Genomic DNA, 16,723 nt, shown 5'->3' with positions numbered 1-16,723 from the left:
CATCGTATATTTTGCGAGATATAATCTCTTTTTTATATTTGACTTCAGATCTAGTGGTTCTTTTCGAATCTTTCGATTCTATTACTCTTATTTTATTTGTTTCGATTTGCATCGAAACGGCTGTCAATTCAATATGTCTAGGAACGTGTCTTCTTGTTATTTTCACTTCTTTTTCACACCGTGGTGTGTTTCTCGAAGCGGGTGCAAAAGTACAACTTCTTTTCTTTCTGGCAAGCTTTTTTTGAAGTTTTTTTTAGAAAAATTTCTTTTCCGTTTTCTTCGTTTTTCTTGTCAGTCTCTCAAGGAACGTCGCTCGTTTGCGGGGTGCAAATGTAACATCTGTTTTCAAATCTCACAAACTTTTTTAAACCTTTTTTTTTTTAGAAATTAATTTCTAATTTGATTTGTTAGTCTGTCAGTATTTTTATGAACGTCTGCGTTGTTGCGGGTGCAAAAGTAGAACCTTTATTCGTTTTGACAATGACTTTTTTAAAGTATTTTCAATCTTTTTTTTAACCTACTGAAAACGTGAAACTTATTTTTTGTCTTTTTTAGCCTTTGTAGGAGTTTAGATGAATAAATAGCGTGTTTTATGGCTTTTTCGCAAAGATGCACTAAGAAAACACAGAGATTCGCTAAGTTTTTTTAGTGTAAAGTTGTTTTCTAGCACTTCTCTCCTAGCCCTGATAGAAGCAGCATCCTCTTGTGGTAGTGACAGCGGACACAAGAGATATAGCGGATAGCAGGAAAAAGCTCCAAAAAACTACTCTTATATATGTACCGAATTTATTTAATTAAAAAAGCATAAAAAAACCTGTCTCATTTAGAACGAGACAGGCTGTATAATTTAAACTAACATTATTTACTATTTAGTAGAAAACTTGAAAGAAGTTTTAGTTTTATAGTTTTCTCCCGGGTTTAAAACCGTAGTTGGGAAATCTTTTTGATTTGGAGAATCCGGATAATGTTGTGTTTCTAAACAAAGCCCTGTTCTGTGCGCGTAAGTTTTACCGTCTCTAGTTGGCAACGTTCCGTCTAAGAAGTTTCCTGTGTACAATTGGATTCCAGGCTGGTCAGTATAGACTTCCAACAATCTACCACTAGTTGGCTCATAAGCAGAAGCCGCAAAACGGAATCCTTTGTCCTGATTGTTCAACACCCAGCAATGATCATAACCCAATCCTTTTTTCAATTGGTCATTTGTTACTTCAATATCTTTACCAATTGCTTTTGGTTTTCTAAAATCAAAAGGAGTATTCGTTACATCATCTAATTTACCTGTTGGAATAAGATCAGCATCTACAGGCACTAATTTATCTGCATCAATCGTAACCTCATTATTTAAAATTGTTTTAGTAAAATCACCCGATAAGTTGAAATAAGAATGCTGTGTAAGATTCACAACTGTTTTATTGTCGGTTGTAGCCTCATATTGTACATCCAAAGAATTGTCATTATTTAAAGTATAAGTAACAAAAACCGTTAGATTCCCCGGATAACCTTCTTCCATATCTTTACTGATGTACTTCAATTTCAAAACTGCAGCATTACCACCTTTAGCCTCTTCAACAGTCCATATTCTTCTGTGGAATCCTTCCGGACCTCCGTGTAAAGCATTTTTACCATTATTAGTAGCCAATTGATATTCTTTACCATCTAAAGTAAATTTACCTTTAGCAATACGATTTCCATAACGACCGATTAAAGCCCCAAAATAAGGATTGTCTTTAGTATATTGTTCGAAATTATTAAAACCGATTACCACTTCTTCAGAAACTCCTGCTTTGTTAGGCACTTTTAAAGAAGTAATAATTCCTCCATAAGTCATAATATCTACTTCCATCCCTTTTTGATTTTTCAACTTGTAGCTGTCAATCTTTTCACCTTTGGCAGTAGTACCATATTCTGATTTCTCAATAGTAACACTATCTTTTTGAGCAACATTTTGTTCCTGGTTTTCTTTCTTTTCCCCTTTACATTGAACAGAAAGTCCTGCTGTAGTAATAACAGCCAATCCTAAGACACAACTTTTTAATAAATTCATAATTTTTATTTTATTAGGTTAATGATAATAGAGAAGTCATAAAGCCAAAAGTAACATTAACTTTTGACTTTATGACTTGGTAAATTTGTTTCTAAAAAAGATTACAATCCAGTTTGGAATAAATGGTAGTAAGCTTCATTTGCATTCAAAGTTTCTTTGAAAGAACGAATTTTAGTATCGTTGTCGATAACTACTAATTCGATTCCTGCAATATCAGCAAAATCTTCCATGAACTCAGTAGTAACCGCCTGGCTGTAAACTGTATGGTGAGCACCACCAGCTAAAATCCAAGCAGTAGCAGCGATATCCAAGTTAGGTTTACAATCCCAAAGTACACGGGCAACCGGTAATTTTGGTAAATCAGCCATTGGTTTCACAGCAGTTACTTCGTTAACGATTAAACGGAAACGAGTTCCCATATCTACCAATGAAACGTTGATAGCATCACCTGCAGGTGAATTGAATACCAAACGAACAGGATCTTCTTTTCCACCAATTCCTAATGGGTGAATTTCACAAGAAGGTTTTCCATCAGTGATAGAAGGACAGATTTCCAACATGTGAGAACCTAAAACATAAGATTTCTCAGGTGTAAAGTGATAAGTATAATCTTCCATGAAAGAAGTTCCTCCTTCAAGACCAATGTTCATTACTTTTAAAACACGAACCATAGCAGCTGTTTTCCAGTCACCTTCTCCACCAAAACCGTAACCATCAGCCATCAAACGCTGCGTTGCAATACCTGGTAATTGTTTTAATTCTCCTAAGTTTTCGAAAGTATCAGTGAAAGCACCAAAACCACCTTCTTCTAAGAAAGCTCTTAAACCTAATTCGATTTTAGCAGCATCTAATAATGATTGTCTTTGCTCTCCTCCTTTTTGCAATTTTGGAGCCAAATTGTATGATTCTTCATAAACCGCTACTAAAGCATCTACTTGTGCATCAGTAACTAATTTCATTTTATTAACGATGTCAGAAGAGTCGTATCCATTTACAGAAACACCAAAACGTATTTGAGCTTCTACCTTATCTCCACAAGTTACAGCAACTTCACGCATGTTGTCACCAAAACGCGCTACTTTTAAGTTTTGCATTTCGTCCCAACCTAAAGCTACTCTTGTCCAGTTACCTAATTTTTGTTGAACACGTACATCTTCCCAGTGACCTACAACCACTTTACGTTTTTTACGCATTCTTGACATGATGTAACCAAACTCTCTGTCTCCGTGAGCTGATTGATTCAGGTTCATGAAATCCATATCGATAGAAGCCCATGGAATTTCAGCGTTGTATTGTGTATGTAAGTGACATAATGGTTTTTTAAGAATGCTTAAACCATTGATCCACATTTTAGCTGGTGAAAAAGTATGCATCCAGGCAATAATACCAATACAGTTTTTGTTTGTATTTGCTTCCAAACAAATATCAGTGATTTCACTAGGTGATTTTGCCACAGACTTGTAAACTACTTTTACAGGAACGTGAGAAGAAGCATCAATCCCTTTAGCAATTGCCTGAGAATGTACTGCCACTTGTTTTAAAGTTTCTTCTCCATATAAGTTTTGGCTACCTACTACAAACCAAATTTCTTTTTTAGAAATATCAATCATTTTTATTTTTTATTTATTGTTTAATGTTTATTTGTTGAACTGTTTAATCGTTGAACTGCTGAATCGAATAAACGATTAAACGATTCCCCGAATAAACTTTTTATTGTCCGTAGTAAGCATCTTTTCCATGCTTACGATCGTAATGTTTTTTAATTAAAGAATCTTTCAATCTTGGAGCAGCCGGATTAATTTGCAAAGTCAAATAAGCCATTTCAGCACAAACCTCTAATACTTTAGAGTTATAAACTGCTTTAGCTGCATTTTTTCCCCAGGCAAATGGACCGTGATTTCCAAGTAAAACCATTTCTACTTCTTCGTAAGAAAGATTTTTTTCTTTGAAACAATCCAAAATCTGGATTCCTGTATTGTGCTCGTAATTTCCTTCGATAAGATGATCAGCCATTGGAGCAGCACATGGAATATCAGCTGTTAAATGATCCGCATGAGTAGTTCCAAAAATTGGAATATCTCTTTGAGCCTGAGCCCAAGCCACTGAGTATGTAGCGTGAGTATGAGCAATTCCTCCAATATTTGGCCAATGCTTGTACAAATAAGCATGAGTTTTTGTATCAGAAGAAGGACGTTTGTCTCCTTCGATAATGTTATTATCAAAATCAACAATAACAATATCCTCTGCTTTTAATTCCTCATAAGGAACTCCACTTGGTTTAATAGCAAAAACGCCATTTTCTCTATCAACTGCACTTACATTTCCGAAAGTATATACCACTAAATTCAATTCGTTTAGTTGCATATTAGCTTCGTAACATTCTTGTTTTAACGCTTGGTATTTTGACATACTCTTTTATTATTTTGTTATACTTTCTACGAATTGACTCAATACAGAGTACGAATCCATCAATTCCTGGTATTTTTCAATTTTATCAGCCTGAGGGAAATATTCGCTTTCAAAATCACTTCCCATTTTTTTAGCCGCTTCAATTACGTTTGGATAAATTCCGGCAGCCACAGCAGCATAAATCGCAGCTCCTAAAGCAGGCGCCTGATCAGAAGCACAAACTTTAATTGGCTTATTCAATACGTTAGCTAAAGTTTGCATGATAAATGGCGATTTTCTAGCCACACCACCAATTCCGATAACGCTATCGATACGCACACCTTCTTCTTCAAAACGATCTACAATTTTCTTAGAGCCAAAACAGATTGAATTGATTAAAGCTTTAAAAATATGAGGTGCTTTTGTACCTAAAGAAAGATTCGTCATTGCACTTTTCAAACCTTGATTAGCATCCGGAGTTCTACGACCATTTACCCAATCCAAAGCAGTTGGAATACTTTCTGATAATGGAATTGCTTCTGCCTGTTCCGTTAATGTTTTAATGAAATTTGACTCTACTTCTTCTTTCAACTGTGCTTTTTGCTCAGCAGATAAAACGTCAGAAGTGTAAACCAAATTATCTAATGGCCAAGATAAAGTGTCTTTAAACCAAGCCAACACATCTCCAAAAGCAGATTGTCCTGCTTCTAAACCGATGTATCCAGGAATTACAGAACCATCAACCTGTCCGCATATTCCTTTCACTGTTTTACTTCCCACAGCTTCATGAGAAGCCACAATAATATCACAAGTTGAAGTTCCCATTACACGAACTAATGCGTGTTCATCAATCTTAGCACCTACAGCTCCTGAATGTGCATCAAAAGTTCCAACAGCAATAATCGTATCGGTAGTTAAACCTAATCTTGTTGCCCATTCCTGGTTTAATTTTCCGGCAACCAAATCAGAAGTATAAGTTTCATTGTATAATTTTCCTCTTAATTGAGCCAAATAAGGATCTAATTTTGTCAGGAATTCTTCTGGTGGTAAACCATTCCAGTCTTCGTGCCACATTGCTTTATGCCCTGCTGCACAACGACTTCTTTTGAAAGTAGCTAAATCTTTATCGTCAATTAATAAGAAAGTCATGTAATCACAGTGCTCCATCCAAGAGTGAGCCGCATTTTTTACCGCTTCGTCCTCACGGATAATGTGTAAAATTTTAGCCCAAAACCACTCAGAAGAATAAATTCCTCCTTCGTATTTAGTGAAATCCTCACCACCCCAGGAAACAGCTAATTCATTGATTTCGTTAGCTTCATTGATAGCGGTATGATCTTTCCACAAAATCATCATCGCATTTGGATTGTGCTCAAATTCTTTAGTTAAAGATAAAGGAGTTCCCTCTGCATTTACAGGAATTGGAGAAGAACCTGTAGTATCGATACAGATACTTTTTATTTCTGACGGATTTACATTTGCCTGAGCAACAACTGATTTAATTGTTGATTCCAATCCCTCAATATGATCCAAAGGATGCTGACGGAATTGATTAATTGACGGATTACAATATTCATTGTTTTTCCATCTCTTATAATGACAAACGTCTGAGGCTAATTCTTGCCCGTTTTCGGTATCAATTAATACGGCACGAACTGAGTCTGAACCGTAATCTAAACCTATTACATAATTTTTCATCTTCATTTTTTAAAATATGGCTACAAATATAGCACAAAATTACATGAAGTGTAACACTTACACTTCATATAATTTTATTAAATTATTATATTTTTTGTTTTAAAAATAAGTCTGCTAGCATTTTGCAAAATTGAAATTTATTTCAACTTTAACTTCAATACCACAAAAGAATATGCAGGCAAACTCACCGCTGCTTTTTTCCCGGCTGTTTTATACTCTTTTTCAACAGGAAGAATTTTTGTTGGCTCTGCCAAAGTATTATAATCATCTAACTTTTCATGAGTCAGCACAATCATTTTTCCTTTAGACTCTACTCCATTTCCTGACAAATTAATCGAAAGATCCTGAACTTTAGCTGAAGTATTTACCAATTTCACAATCAGTTCTTTTTGGTTTGCATCTTTAGCTGCCGTAGCATACAAATCATTTTGTCCTGTCAGGGCTTTTCCATCCTCAGTTATCGATAAAACATCAGTCCCTTTATTATTGGAATACAATTTTTGCACATAATAATTAGCCGTTCCGTAAGCATTCAAATTATCAAACCAAATCATATCAGGAGCCCATTGATAAGCCTCAACATGAGCCATTAAAGGCGCATACGACGTCAAATAAACCACATCGGCATTACGTTCTAAACCTGTCATAAAAGCGGATTCAGAAAGAGCCGACAACCAGTTATTTTCTTTCAATCCGTCTTCAACGCCTTTAGGATGTGCTGCATATTCTCCTGCAAAAACCTTAGGCCCTTTTCGGTCATAATTATCATAACGTTTTGCATTTTCTTTAAACCATTCCGGATTTTTATAATAATGCTCGTCGATAATTTCTGCATTCATTTTTTTTAATTCATCCCAGCCGTAGTCAAAGAAAGTCCCATCCGGTGAAGGTCCTGCTCCTGAAACAATCGTTATGTTTGGGTATTTTTCTTTTATCGCTTTTGCAAAAACTTTATATCTTTCAATGTATTGAGGTCCCCATTGTTCGTTTCCAACTCCAATAAATTTCAGATTAAAAGGATTAGGATGCCCCATATCGGCACGTAATTTCCCCCATTTAGTAGTTACAGCGCCATTGGCAAATTCAATCAAATCCAAAGCATCCTGAACATAAGGATCCAATTCTTCCATTGGAACTAATTCACCCGAATTATACTGACAGGCAATTCCACAACTCAAAATTGGCAATGGCTGAGCTCCAATATCTTCCGAAAGCTGGAAATATTCAAAGAAACCTAAACCAAAAGACTGGAAATAATCAGGAGCCTGCTTGTTTTTAAACTCCACATTCCATCGATTAATCATCGTTTCACGATCTTCAACCGGTCCAACTGTTTTTTTCCATTGGTATCTGTTATCCAAAGTCATTCCTTCAACGATACAACCTCCGGGAAAACGGATAAATCCCGGTTTCAAATCATATAACAACTGAACAATGTCTTTACGCAAACCGTTTTTTCTGTTCTTCCATGTTTCCTGAGGGAATAACGAAATCATATCCAAATCGATAATTCCTGTACCTTCAAAACTAATTTTCAACTGAGCCTTAGCTTCTGTTCCGGTAGCAATTATTTGGGCCGAATAATCTTTCCAATCGGATGACGAAGGAACAATCGTTGTTTCTCCCAAAACATTTTTGTTAGCATCTATAAATTGGATGATTATCTTTTTGATGGCATTATCATGATTAGCAGCTTTTAAAGAAAGATTGTATTTAGCATCTTTCTTGATCCCCATTCCTCTAAAACCTTCATTAATGATTTGGTATGCTTTATCGTTATTAATTGTAACTCTACAAAAATCAGCATTTTTTGGATTCCCTTCGGTACGCATAGGAAGTGCTAAACCCGATTCCTTATTCATAGAATGGGTACTACTGTTAGGTTGTGACCATCCCATAAGCGGAGCATTAAATTCAAATGAACGGTTTTTTACCATTTCGGCATACAAACCACCATCTGCTGCAAAATTGATATCTTCAAAAAAGACACCATACATTGTTGGTTGAATTTTGGTGATTGATTTAGTCAAATCAACTTCCAGATTGGTTTTCTGAGCAGTTGCTAAAAAACTGCTAAGTAATAAACCGTACAACGTACTTTTACTTATTCTATTTAGTTTCATTTTTTAATCTTTCTTTTTTATTAGAGTAAAAATTAACAAAAGGATTAATTTTGATCGCTCTGTTACAAAGTTTCCCCTTTATATTTTTAATTATATTCAAATATTGGTCTTCCGTTATCATCAAATTTTAATTTCATCATTCTCGCATGACGATTAGGGTCATATAACGGGTCTGCAATAATTTCTTTCAACGGTCTTTTATCAGTCGCAGGTACTACTTTTGGATCACCTACCGCTTTTTCGTAATCCCTTGCGTGATATATTACTAAAGGTTCTCCGTTTTCATCAACTGTAAATGAATTATGTCCTGGACCATAAATCTTTTTTGCCTCATTGGTTTTTAATACCGGATATCTGGATTTTTTCCAGGAATTTCTATCTAGCAAATCAGCATTTTCATCTGCTTCCATCATCCCCATAGCGTAACAGGCACCTGTAGCACTTGCTGAAAAAGTAATATAAATTTTCCCCTTGTTTTTAATCACAGCTGGACCTTCATTCACCCAAAAACCGATGCGTTCCCAATCATAATCCGGAGTCGTAAGCATAAATTGAACTGTTTTAAGTTTTACGGGCGATTCCATTTCTGCCAAATACAAATTAGAAGCGGCGAACTGTCCTCCCGTTTTTTCTGCCCAACAGAAATAACGTTTATTGTTATGTTCAAATACAGTACCGTCCAGAGAAAAATCAGTAAAGCTTTTTGGATCGGTATCAGCTGCCTGCATTTGCCCGAGCTCAACCCACTTGTCATGCAAAGGATCCTGACCTGTACATTCCAAAACATAAGGTCTTAATTTCCAAATATCTTCTTCTTCACTTGCTGCAAAATACACATACCATTTCCCATCCAAATAATGAATTTCCGGAGCCCAGACATGACGACTCATCGGGCCACTTTTATGTTTTTCCCAAACTCTAAAAGTTTCAGCATTTTGAAGTTCGGCAATAGATTTTGCACGTCTTAACTCTATGGCATCATAGGTAGGTACCGATCCTGTAAAATAGTAATACCCATCGGTATGTTTATAAATAAACGGATCTGCTCTTTGCAACACAATAGGTTTGTTAGATAAGCTTGTTTTTGCATTTGTAGCCACTTCGTTTTTTGGCTTAATATTTTGAGCTTTTGTATCGGTAAAGGAAGCGACACATACCAAAACTAGAGCTGATAATGCCAGATTTTTTAATTTATTTGTTTTCATATTATACGTTATAGTTTGATTAAAATTTATCTGAAAAGTATCAAGAAATCCCACCTCAACCCACTTTTGGACTTTATTTAAAAATTTCAGGCTTTATAAATAGGGCCAGAAATCAGAATCCCATTTCAATTCTTTGATGACCAAAACAGATTTCCCATTCTGTTTCGCATCATAGCCATGATAAACTAAATAATCTACTCCGTCAAAAGTATAAGCACTATTATGGCCTACGCCAAAATAATTCTCATCTCCTTTAAGCAAAATAGTACCGCCGCCCTGACTTAGTAAATTCCCCTCTTTGTCAACATATGGTCCACTAACAGATTTAGATCTACCTACGGCAATTTTATAAGTACTATCCTTGCCTTTGCAACATAAATCCCAGGAGGTAAACAAATAATAAAAGCCATTTTTCTTAAAAATAAAAGGCGCTTCTATTGCCGAACTTCCGCCCGACAAAGGAGTATTTTTTCGCTTAGCGATAGCGTACCATTCTTCTGGTTGAGCAATGGACAGCAAATCCGGATTCAATTTTACCATTTTGATTCCATCCCAAAAGGAACCAAAGGATAACCAAGGCACATTATTTTCGTCGAATGTCAAATTGGGATCTATGGCATTCCATTCATCTCTATTTGGATAAGATTGAACTACAATACCATGATCTATCCATTTATAATTCGGATCGTTGGCATTCAAAGTAACATTGGTTACAACCCCTATTGCGGAAGTATTTTTGCCAAAAGCCGAAATCGAATAATACAAATAGTATTTATTATTATGATACAAAATATCAGGTGCCCAAATATGATTGCCAAAATCAGAAACGACCTTGTCTGTCCAAATTGGTTTTTCAGGAAAAACAGCAGGTTCAACTTTCCAATTTTTCAAATCAACAGAACTAAAACATTTTATTCCTTTACCAGTGCAAAAAAGATAATAAGTATCTTTTTCTTTAATAAGCACCGGATCATGAACTGAAATATTTTGTGCCAAAGAGGACGAACCAATTAGAACAGTTAAAAAAAAGAATAACGACTTTATTTTGGAATATAATTTCATATTTTTTTAATTTATTTCTTCCGTTTTCTGAAATCTGATTTCTGTAAACTGCTCTACTGAGTGACCCCTTCCGATGTCATCACCACACGTTTCATAGTTCCGTCCGGATTGTAGTACAAACGATCTACACAAACCGATCTTCTAAAACTTCCTCCTTCAGTTGGGATAACTCCGTTATGATAAATGAAATACGATTTCCCTTTAAAGTCAATGATTGCCTGATGATTGGTATTCGAATTACCCGCAACTTCGTTCAAAATTCCTTTGTATTCCCAAGGTCCACTGATAGATTTACTCATAGCATAGGATATTTTTTCAGGAAACTGAGAAGCATAAGACAAGTAATACCAATTTTTTCGTTTGTGAATCCAAGGCGCTTCGGTAAAATTAGGTAAATCGATCGTTTGCATTGGGCCGTCCATTTCAATCATGTTTTCTTTTAATTTCACATAATTACAAACAGTATTTCCCCAAAAAAGATACGCCTGACCATCATCGTCAATAATTACTGACGGATCAATATCATCCCAACTAATTTTAGTTTTAGTTGTCATATCATTAGTAATCAAAGCTTTTCCTAAGGCATCTTTAAAAGGTCCTGTTGGACTGTCAGAAACCGCAATTCCTATTGATTTTCCATGAATTTCTCCATGCGTAATAGCAACATACCAATAGAATTTTCCGTTTCTTTCAATCACCTGCCCAGCCCAGGCATCACCTTTGGCCCAGGCAAAATCAGAAGTTTTTAACGGAACCGGATGCTCCTGCCAATTGACCATATCCGAAGAGGAATATACCAGCCAGTCATTCATTCTGTACGATTGAACTCCTTTTTCAGGAACGTCATGTCCTGTGTATAAATACACTTTGTCTTTATAAACCAAAGCAGCAGGATCGGCAGTATATTTATCGGTAATAATAGGATTATTCATTTTCAGCGATTGCTGATTTTCGGTATGAGCTGATTCTTTTACAGCAGCCGTTTTACAAGAAACAACTGCTGATAAAAGACTCATACTATATACTATAGTTGTAATTTTCATTCTAATTTTTATTTTCCTTCTAATACTACAACTGAAAATGCCGGAATAGTCAATTCTAATTTTCCTTTTACATTTGTAAATCCTTTAAATTCCTTAGGCTCAATTGCATTAGGTTTCTCAAATGAGTTGTAATCCTGTAATTTTTTAGAAGTCAAAATGGTTGCTGTTACATTTTTCAAACCAAGTTCATTCAAATCAATTGTTATTGTATTTTCTTTCTTAGAATCAACATTTACTAATGAAATATGTACTAAACCGCTTTTGTCTTTTGAAGCAGAAGCTGAAATTGCAGGCAGACTTTTACCTTCAAAAGTGTACATTGGTGAAGTAAAGCTAACCGGCAACAATTCAGCATCCTGATGAACTCGGTACATTTTCATAACATGATAAGTTGGCGTCAAGATCATTTTTGCCTTATCCGTTAAAATTACCGCTTGTAACACATTAACACACTGTGCTAAGTTAGCCATACGCACTCTGTCGGCATGATTGTTAAAAGTATTTAAGGTTGTACCTGCAATCATAGCGTCACGCATGGTATTTTGTTGGTACAAAAACCCCGGATTAGTTCCTTTTTCCACTTCATACCAGCCACCCCATTCATCCACAGCCATAGTTACTTTTTTAGCAGGATCATATTTATCCATAATAGCGGCGTGTTTAGTAACCAATTCTTCCATTTTTAACGCCGATTTCATGGTTTCAAAATATTGATTTTCTGTATAATCTACAGCATCTCCTTTTTTATTCCAATTAATAACAGCATAATGATGTACACCTAGTCCTCCCAACATATTAGTTGGAATGTTTTTCATTAAAACTTCAGTCCAATTGTAATCGGCTCCATTTGATCCGGATGCAATACGGGTTAAACCGCCTGTATTTTCCCAATCTGACATAAAAGTGGCATATTTACGATATTCACCGGCATAATATTCAGCCGTCATATTTCCTCCACATCCCCAGGCTTCATTACCAACTCCCCAGAATTTGACTTTCCAAGGTTCATTTCTTCCGTTTTTCTTACGCAAATCACTCATCGGACTTTTCCCTGCAAAATTTACATACTGAACCCAATCGGCTAATTCCTGAACCGTTCCACTACCAATATTACCAGCCAAATACGGTTCAGCTCCTAACACTTCGCATAAATTTAAAAAATCGTGAGTTCCAAAACTGTTATCTTCAGTAGTTCCTCCCCACCATTGATTTACAATTGTTGGTCTGCTTTCTTTTGGTCCAATACCATCTTTCCAATGGTAAGTATCCGCAAAACATCCTCCCGGCCATCTTAAATTTGGAATTTTCAATTCTTTTAAAGCGGCAATAATATCGTTTCTAACTCCGGCAGTATTTGGAATTTTAGAAGTATCCCCAACAAAAAAACCTCCGTAGATACATCTCCCTAAATGCTCTGCAAAGTGACCATAAATATTTTTGTTGATTGTAATAGGCTTTTCTTCCTTTTTAATAATTAGCTGTGTGCTTTCTTTTTGTGAAAAAATAAGTTGACTACAAAAAGTAAAAGTCAACAATAAGAACAGATTTTTTTTCATTCCAGTTACATTTTTTATTGGTTATAAGTGTACATTTAACATTTGTAAATATACTTAAAATAAAAAGATAAAAACAAGCAAATAAAATAAATAAACTCAGCTTATTTTTTAACAAAAACCCTTTCTTGAATTGAAAGGGTTATTAGTCTTTTTTTAATTTATTTTTTTACCCCAAACAGGTCTGCCGTCAGCAGTCAGTCCGGAATAAGTAATTGTTACTTTTCTGGTTGAGGATTCCCAATCCCAGGCATCACTTACTTTGCATTTAATACCGTTAACCGTTAAAGTCTTATTGGTACTATCATAAGACCAGGTTCCTGTGATAGCCCCACTAACTTTTTTATCAGCCGTTAAGTAAATAGTAACTGATTTTTGAATTGTTTTATATTGGTAATTCATAGTGATTTGCTCCCAGGTACCGATAAAAGATGCATCTGTAATAGTAGTCTCAGGAACAGCAGCATAACGCTCAGGATCTATTACCGGCCAACCATCTTCAGTCCATTTAATCGCTCTTACATGTCCCATCATAATAGCATTTGAAACATTAATTCCAGGTACTCCCTCCGGTAAACGTCCTTGTGAGGAATAATACCATTGTTTAGTATCGGGATTTTGAAAAACAGCACAATGTGAAATCCCCACCCATCCGGTATGATTATTAAATCCATAAGGATGTGTAAGCATTGGCCAGCAATCGGCTCCATTAGTTACATTGGCACCATTAATTCCTAAATAAGGCCCGGTTATAGTTCTCGATCTAGCAACTCTGGTATTATAGGCAACAGACAACTCATCATACGCCATAAACAAATAATAATATTGGGTATCCGGATTGTAAATTATTTCAGGACCTTCTGAAGCCTGCCAACGACTGGTAGCACTACGGCTTGCGATACGAGTTCCATAATCGCTTAAAGTTTTTAATTGATCCGGTTTTCCTGTTGTTGGATTCAGTTTCAAAGCTACAATTCCCGAATGCCAGGAACCATATATTAAATATTGGTCCCCTTCTGGTGTTTCTATAAAACTAGGATCAATTGCATTGTATTTAAAATAGGCATCTTCCCAATTTCTGGTGCCGGTAAAAGAATACGGCTTTAAACCATCAGGTTCCGAACATACTACCATACCTTTGTCGACCCAAACATTAGAAGCCAAATCATCCGTTTCGGCCAAACCAATAAAAGCTCTCTCAGACCATGAAGTATCAAAACTAGTTCCTGTTATAGGATTATCAACTACTATACTATAATACATACGGAATTTATTGCCTACTTTTCGAACACAAGGTGCCCAATATCCGTAATTTGGGTTAGTAATAGGAGGCAATGCAGGATTCATACGTGCTCTTTTGTTGTTTAACGAATCCTTAACCCAAGCCGGAGCCGCAGTCATTGAAGAGCCCATGAATTCCCAATTGACAAGATCTTTAGAACGTCTGTAAAAGAAATGTCCATGTCCGTCGTGTGCATTTCCATAAGAGGCATCGGTTTGATACATATAATAATATTCTCCCGATTTCACTACCGATGGATCGTGAACGTTAGCTAAATTCCATTGCGACCTTGTATTCCAAGATGCAATTGATGAGTAATTATCGGCATAAGTAGGTCCCGGAAAGCTAGGACTTACTACAGGTGGAACTACCACTGGCGGATCAGTTTCATCTGTAGCAGCATCGTCTTTTGAACAACTTACTACTGTAAGTACAGCTAAAATAAGCCCAAAACGAGTAGCTATTTTTAACATGGAATTTGATTTTTTCATTTTTTTCTTTTTTAATCTCCTCTTCACTTTTAAAAAGAAAAGAGGAACGCATTGCTAATTTTTCCTTTATCATTTTAAAGCCTTTTAATTCTATCGGCTCTATTTCGTTTGTTTTTATTTTGAGGTCAATTTTATTAACTCTACTAATTACTTTCTATAGTTTTTAGGTTAAAATACCACAATGGCAAGCTTGATAAAGCTTACCATTATGGTACAAACACAACATACTAACTATTAACTAACCAATATTAATACCCAGAGTTTTGAGAGGTTCCAGGATTATTATCCATTTCCAATTGTGGGATTGGGAAATACTCTCTACCCGCTGCATAGCTATTGAATTCAACATCTCTTGATTTCAACCAAGCCAATTTAGCAGTATCTTCCAACCATCCCCAACGACGAATATCATCAAAACGATGTCCTTCTAAAGGAAACTCTAAGAATCGCTCATGTCCAATCTGGTCTCTCATCTGAGCTTGAGTCATATTTGGTTTTACTGTTGCTAAATTTGGCAAACCTACACGCCCTCTAACCATTTGAATGTAAGTGTAAGCACCTGCAGTATTCCCTGTTTCATTCAAACATTCTGCATACATTAACAAAATATCTGCATAACGCAAAAGTCTTTCGTTAATTCCTGAACGCCAATCAAATTCATTAGCATAGTTTCCATCTGAATTTTGATATTTTCTACAAAACAAATCATTCAAATCTCCTGGATTACCAGCATAAAAAGTCGCAAAATTTTGTCCATACAATTGCATACCTCCCGGCTTGTTGTAAAACATAGTGGCATCTAAACGAGGATCTATTGTATTAGCAGTGGTTTTTTCTAACTGATATTCATTATATAAAGTCCATGTAGGCTGAACGTCTGTCCATCCGAATGCTCTTGGAGCATAAGTAATTGCTCTTGCGGATGTTTTTCCCCATCCTGAAGCAGGAGCACCTCCCCAACCTAAATCAACTCCTCCGGCATCTCTACTGAATTGTACTTCGAATAAAGATTCAGCATTGTTTTCATTGGTATCTGTAAAATTGTCTCGGTAATTAGACATCAAAGAGTAAACACCTAAATCAATTACTTGTTTAAATGTATCTCTTGCATTTGGAAAATCTTTAGTAAACAAATAGGCTTTTCCTAAGTATCCCAATGCAGCACCTTTAGTTGCTCTACCTTTTTGTCCGGCATCTAAACCTGTAACATTAGTATATGCTGTAGGCAATAATTCAGCTGCTTTTTTAAAATCAGCAATTACCTGAGCCCAGCCTTCTGCTTGAGTCTTTTGCGGATAAATAGCTGCAATTTCGGTAGGAACAGGAACGTTTTTAAACATATTTACTGCGTGGAATAAAAATAATCCTCTTAAAAAATAGGCCTGTCCTAAAATCCTGTTTTTTAATTCATTATTCTCAAAATTAATTCCCGGTACATTAGTCAATACCTGATTGGCTCTATATATTCCCTGGTAATAGGTTTCGTAAGCCCAACCATAGATAGCGGCATTTGAAACATTTGAATTAAAACGTCCTACATTGTACATAGCGTCCCATGGACTATTACTTCTACAATCATCTCCTTTTAAATCTAACAATAAAGGAGTACTACGCATATAAGTACCATCTGTTAACAAACTTCCATAAGCAGCATTTAAACCTTCCAGAGCATCTTGGTCTGATTTCCAAAATGAATCCACTGCATCATTATTTGGATCTACCTGCACTAAATCTTCATTATCAACACAACTTGTTGTTAAAATAGCTATTGAAAAGAACCCAGCTATATATTTATATATTTTGAATTTCATGTTATTTCGTTTTAAAATTATTG

11 protein-coding genes are annotated in these 16,723 nt (G+C 35.7%); all 11 read right to left on the bottom strand.

The genetic code is table 11. From position 1 onward, the window contains the following. Nucleotides 1-865: 865 nt before the first annotated feature. The 11 genes from BLR17_RS08605 to BLR17_RS08555 all read right to left on the bottom strand — a co-directional run bounded on the left by BLR17_RS08605 (nt 866) and on the right by BLR17_RS08555 (nt 16,700). A complete protein-coding gene (locus BLR17_RS08605; RefSeq protein WP_066324412.1) occupies nt 866-2,044 on the bottom strand; it encodes an aldose epimerase family protein in 1,179 nt (392 codons plus the stop codon). 101 nt (nt 2,045-2,145) lie between these two features. Further along, nucleotides 2,146-3,654, bottom strand: coding sequence for an L-arabinose isomerase (gene araA, locus BLR17_RS08600; RefSeq protein WP_066324410.1), 1,509 nt, complete (start codon nt 3,652-3,654; stop codon nt 2,146-2,148). Nucleotides 3,655-3,754: 100 nt separating this feature from the next. Continuing rightward, the gene (locus BLR17_RS08595; RefSeq protein WP_066324408.1) at nt 3,755-4,453 is read right to left on the bottom strand and encodes an L-ribulose-5-phosphate 4-epimerase; all 699 of its coding nucleotides are present in this window, start codon (nt 4,451-4,453) and stop codon (nt 3,755-3,757) included. Between the two features lie 9 nt (nt 4,454-4,462). Further along, complete coding sequence (locus BLR17_RS08590; protein WP_066324405.1) at nt 4,463-6,130, bottom strand: ribulokinase; 1,668 nt, start codon at nt 6,128-6,130, stop codon at nt 4,463-4,465. A 137-nt stretch (nt 6,131-6,267) separates the two neighbouring features. Beyond that, on the bottom strand, nt 6,268-8,253 hold the full coding sequence (locus BLR17_RS08585) for an alpha-L-arabinofuranosidase C-terminal domain-containing protein (RefSeq protein WP_066324403.1): 1,986 nt from the start codon (nt 8,251-8,253) through the stop codon (nt 6,268-6,270). Nucleotides 8,254-8,339: 86 nt separating this feature from the next. Further along, nucleotides 8,340-9,458, bottom strand: a complete 1,119-nt coding sequence (locus BLR17_RS08580) for a glycoside hydrolase family 43 protein (RefSeq protein WP_083189156.1) — start codon at nt 9,456-9,458, stop codon at nt 8,340-8,342. A 93-nt stretch (nt 9,459-9,551) separates the two neighbouring features. Beyond that, nucleotides 9,552-10,520 carry an arabinan endo-1,5-alpha-L-arabinosidase gene (locus BLR17_RS08575; protein ID WP_066324401.1) on the bottom strand — a complete coding sequence of 323 codons (969 nt, stop codon included), beginning with the start codon at nt 10,518-10,520 and terminating at the stop codon, nt 9,552-9,554. A 53-nt stretch (nt 10,521-10,573) separates the two neighbouring features. After that, nucleotides 10,574-11,563 (bottom strand): glycoside hydrolase family 43 protein, encoded by a 990-nt coding sequence (locus tag BLR17_RS08570; RefSeq protein ID WP_083189154.1) that lies wholly within the window; start codon nt 11,561-11,563, stop codon nt 10,574-10,576. An 8-nt stretch (nt 11,564-11,571) separates the two neighbouring features. Then, nucleotides 11,572-13,119, bottom strand: coding sequence for an alpha-N-arabinofuranosidase (locus BLR17_RS08565; RefSeq protein ID WP_066324399.1), 1,548 nt, complete (start codon nt 13,117-13,119; stop codon nt 11,572-11,574). A 153-nt stretch (nt 13,120-13,272) separates the two neighbouring features. After that, nucleotides 13,273-14,889, bottom strand: coding sequence for an arabinan endo-1,5-alpha-L-arabinosidase (locus BLR17_RS08560; protein ID WP_066324397.1), 1,617 nt, complete (start codon nt 14,887-14,889; stop codon nt 13,273-13,275). Between the two features lie 248 nt (nt 14,890-15,137). Then, complete coding sequence (locus BLR17_RS08555) at nt 15,138-16,700, bottom strand: RagB/SusD family nutrient uptake outer membrane protein (RefSeq protein WP_066324395.1); 1,563 nt, start codon at nt 16,698-16,700, stop codon at nt 15,138-15,140. Nucleotides 16,701-16,723 lie beyond the last annotated feature (23 nt).

The sequence above is a fragment of the Flavobacterium glycines genome (assembly GCF_900100165.1).
In the GTDB taxonomy this organism is placed as follows: domain Bacteria; phylum Bacteroidota; class Bacteroidia; order Flavobacteriales; family Flavobacteriaceae; genus Flavobacterium; species Flavobacterium glycines.
The sequence above is the reverse complement of the archived record's forward strand: the minus strand, read 5'-3'. Positions and strand labels throughout refer to the sequence as shown.

What these genes read in the sequence shown, in the direction of transcription:
- BLR17_RS08555 (WP_066324395.1), bottom strand. Translation starts at nt 16,700, where the DNA reads ATGAAATTCAAAATATATAAATATATAGCTGGGTTCTTTTCAATAGCT.
- BLR17_RS08585 (WP_066324403.1), bottom strand. Translation starts at nt 8,253, where the DNA reads ATGAAACTAAATAGAATAAGTAAAAGTACGTTGTACGGTTTATTACTT.
- BLR17_RS08575 (WP_066324401.1), bottom strand. Translation starts at nt 10,520, where the DNA reads ATGAAATTATATTCCAAAATAAAGTCGTTATTCTTTTTTTTAACTGTT.
- BLR17_RS08605 (WP_066324412.1), bottom strand. Translation starts at nt 2,044, where the DNA reads ATGAATTTATTAAAAAGTTGTGTCTTAGGATTGGCTGTTATTACTACA.
- BLR17_RS08580 (WP_083189156.1), bottom strand. Translation starts at nt 9,458, where the DNA reads ATGAAAACAAATAAATTAAAAAATCTGGCATTATCAGCTCTAGTTTTG.
- BLR17_RS08560 (WP_066324397.1), bottom strand. Translation starts at nt 14,889, where the DNA reads ATGAAAAAATCAAATTCCATGTTAAAAATAGCTACTCGTTTTGGGCTT.
- BLR17_RS08570 (WP_083189154.1), bottom strand. Translation starts at nt 11,563, where the DNA reads ATGAAAATTACAACTATAGTATATAGTATGAGTCTTTTATCAGCAGTT.
- BLR17_RS08595 (WP_066324408.1), bottom strand. Translation starts at nt 4,453, where the DNA reads ATGTCAAAATACCAAGCGTTAAAACAAGAATGTTACGAAGCTAATATG.
- araA (WP_066324410.1), bottom strand. Translation starts at nt 3,654, where the DNA reads ATGATTGATATTTCTAAAAAAGAAATTTGGTTTGTAGTAGGTAGCCAA.
- BLR17_RS08590 (WP_066324405.1), bottom strand. Translation starts at nt 6,130, where the DNA reads ATGAAAAATTATGTAATAGGTTTAGATTACGGTTCAGACTCAGTTCGT.
- BLR17_RS08565 (WP_066324399.1), bottom strand. Translation starts at nt 13,119, where the DNA reads ATGAAAAAAAATCTGTTCTTATTGTTGACTTTTACTTTTTGTAGTCAA.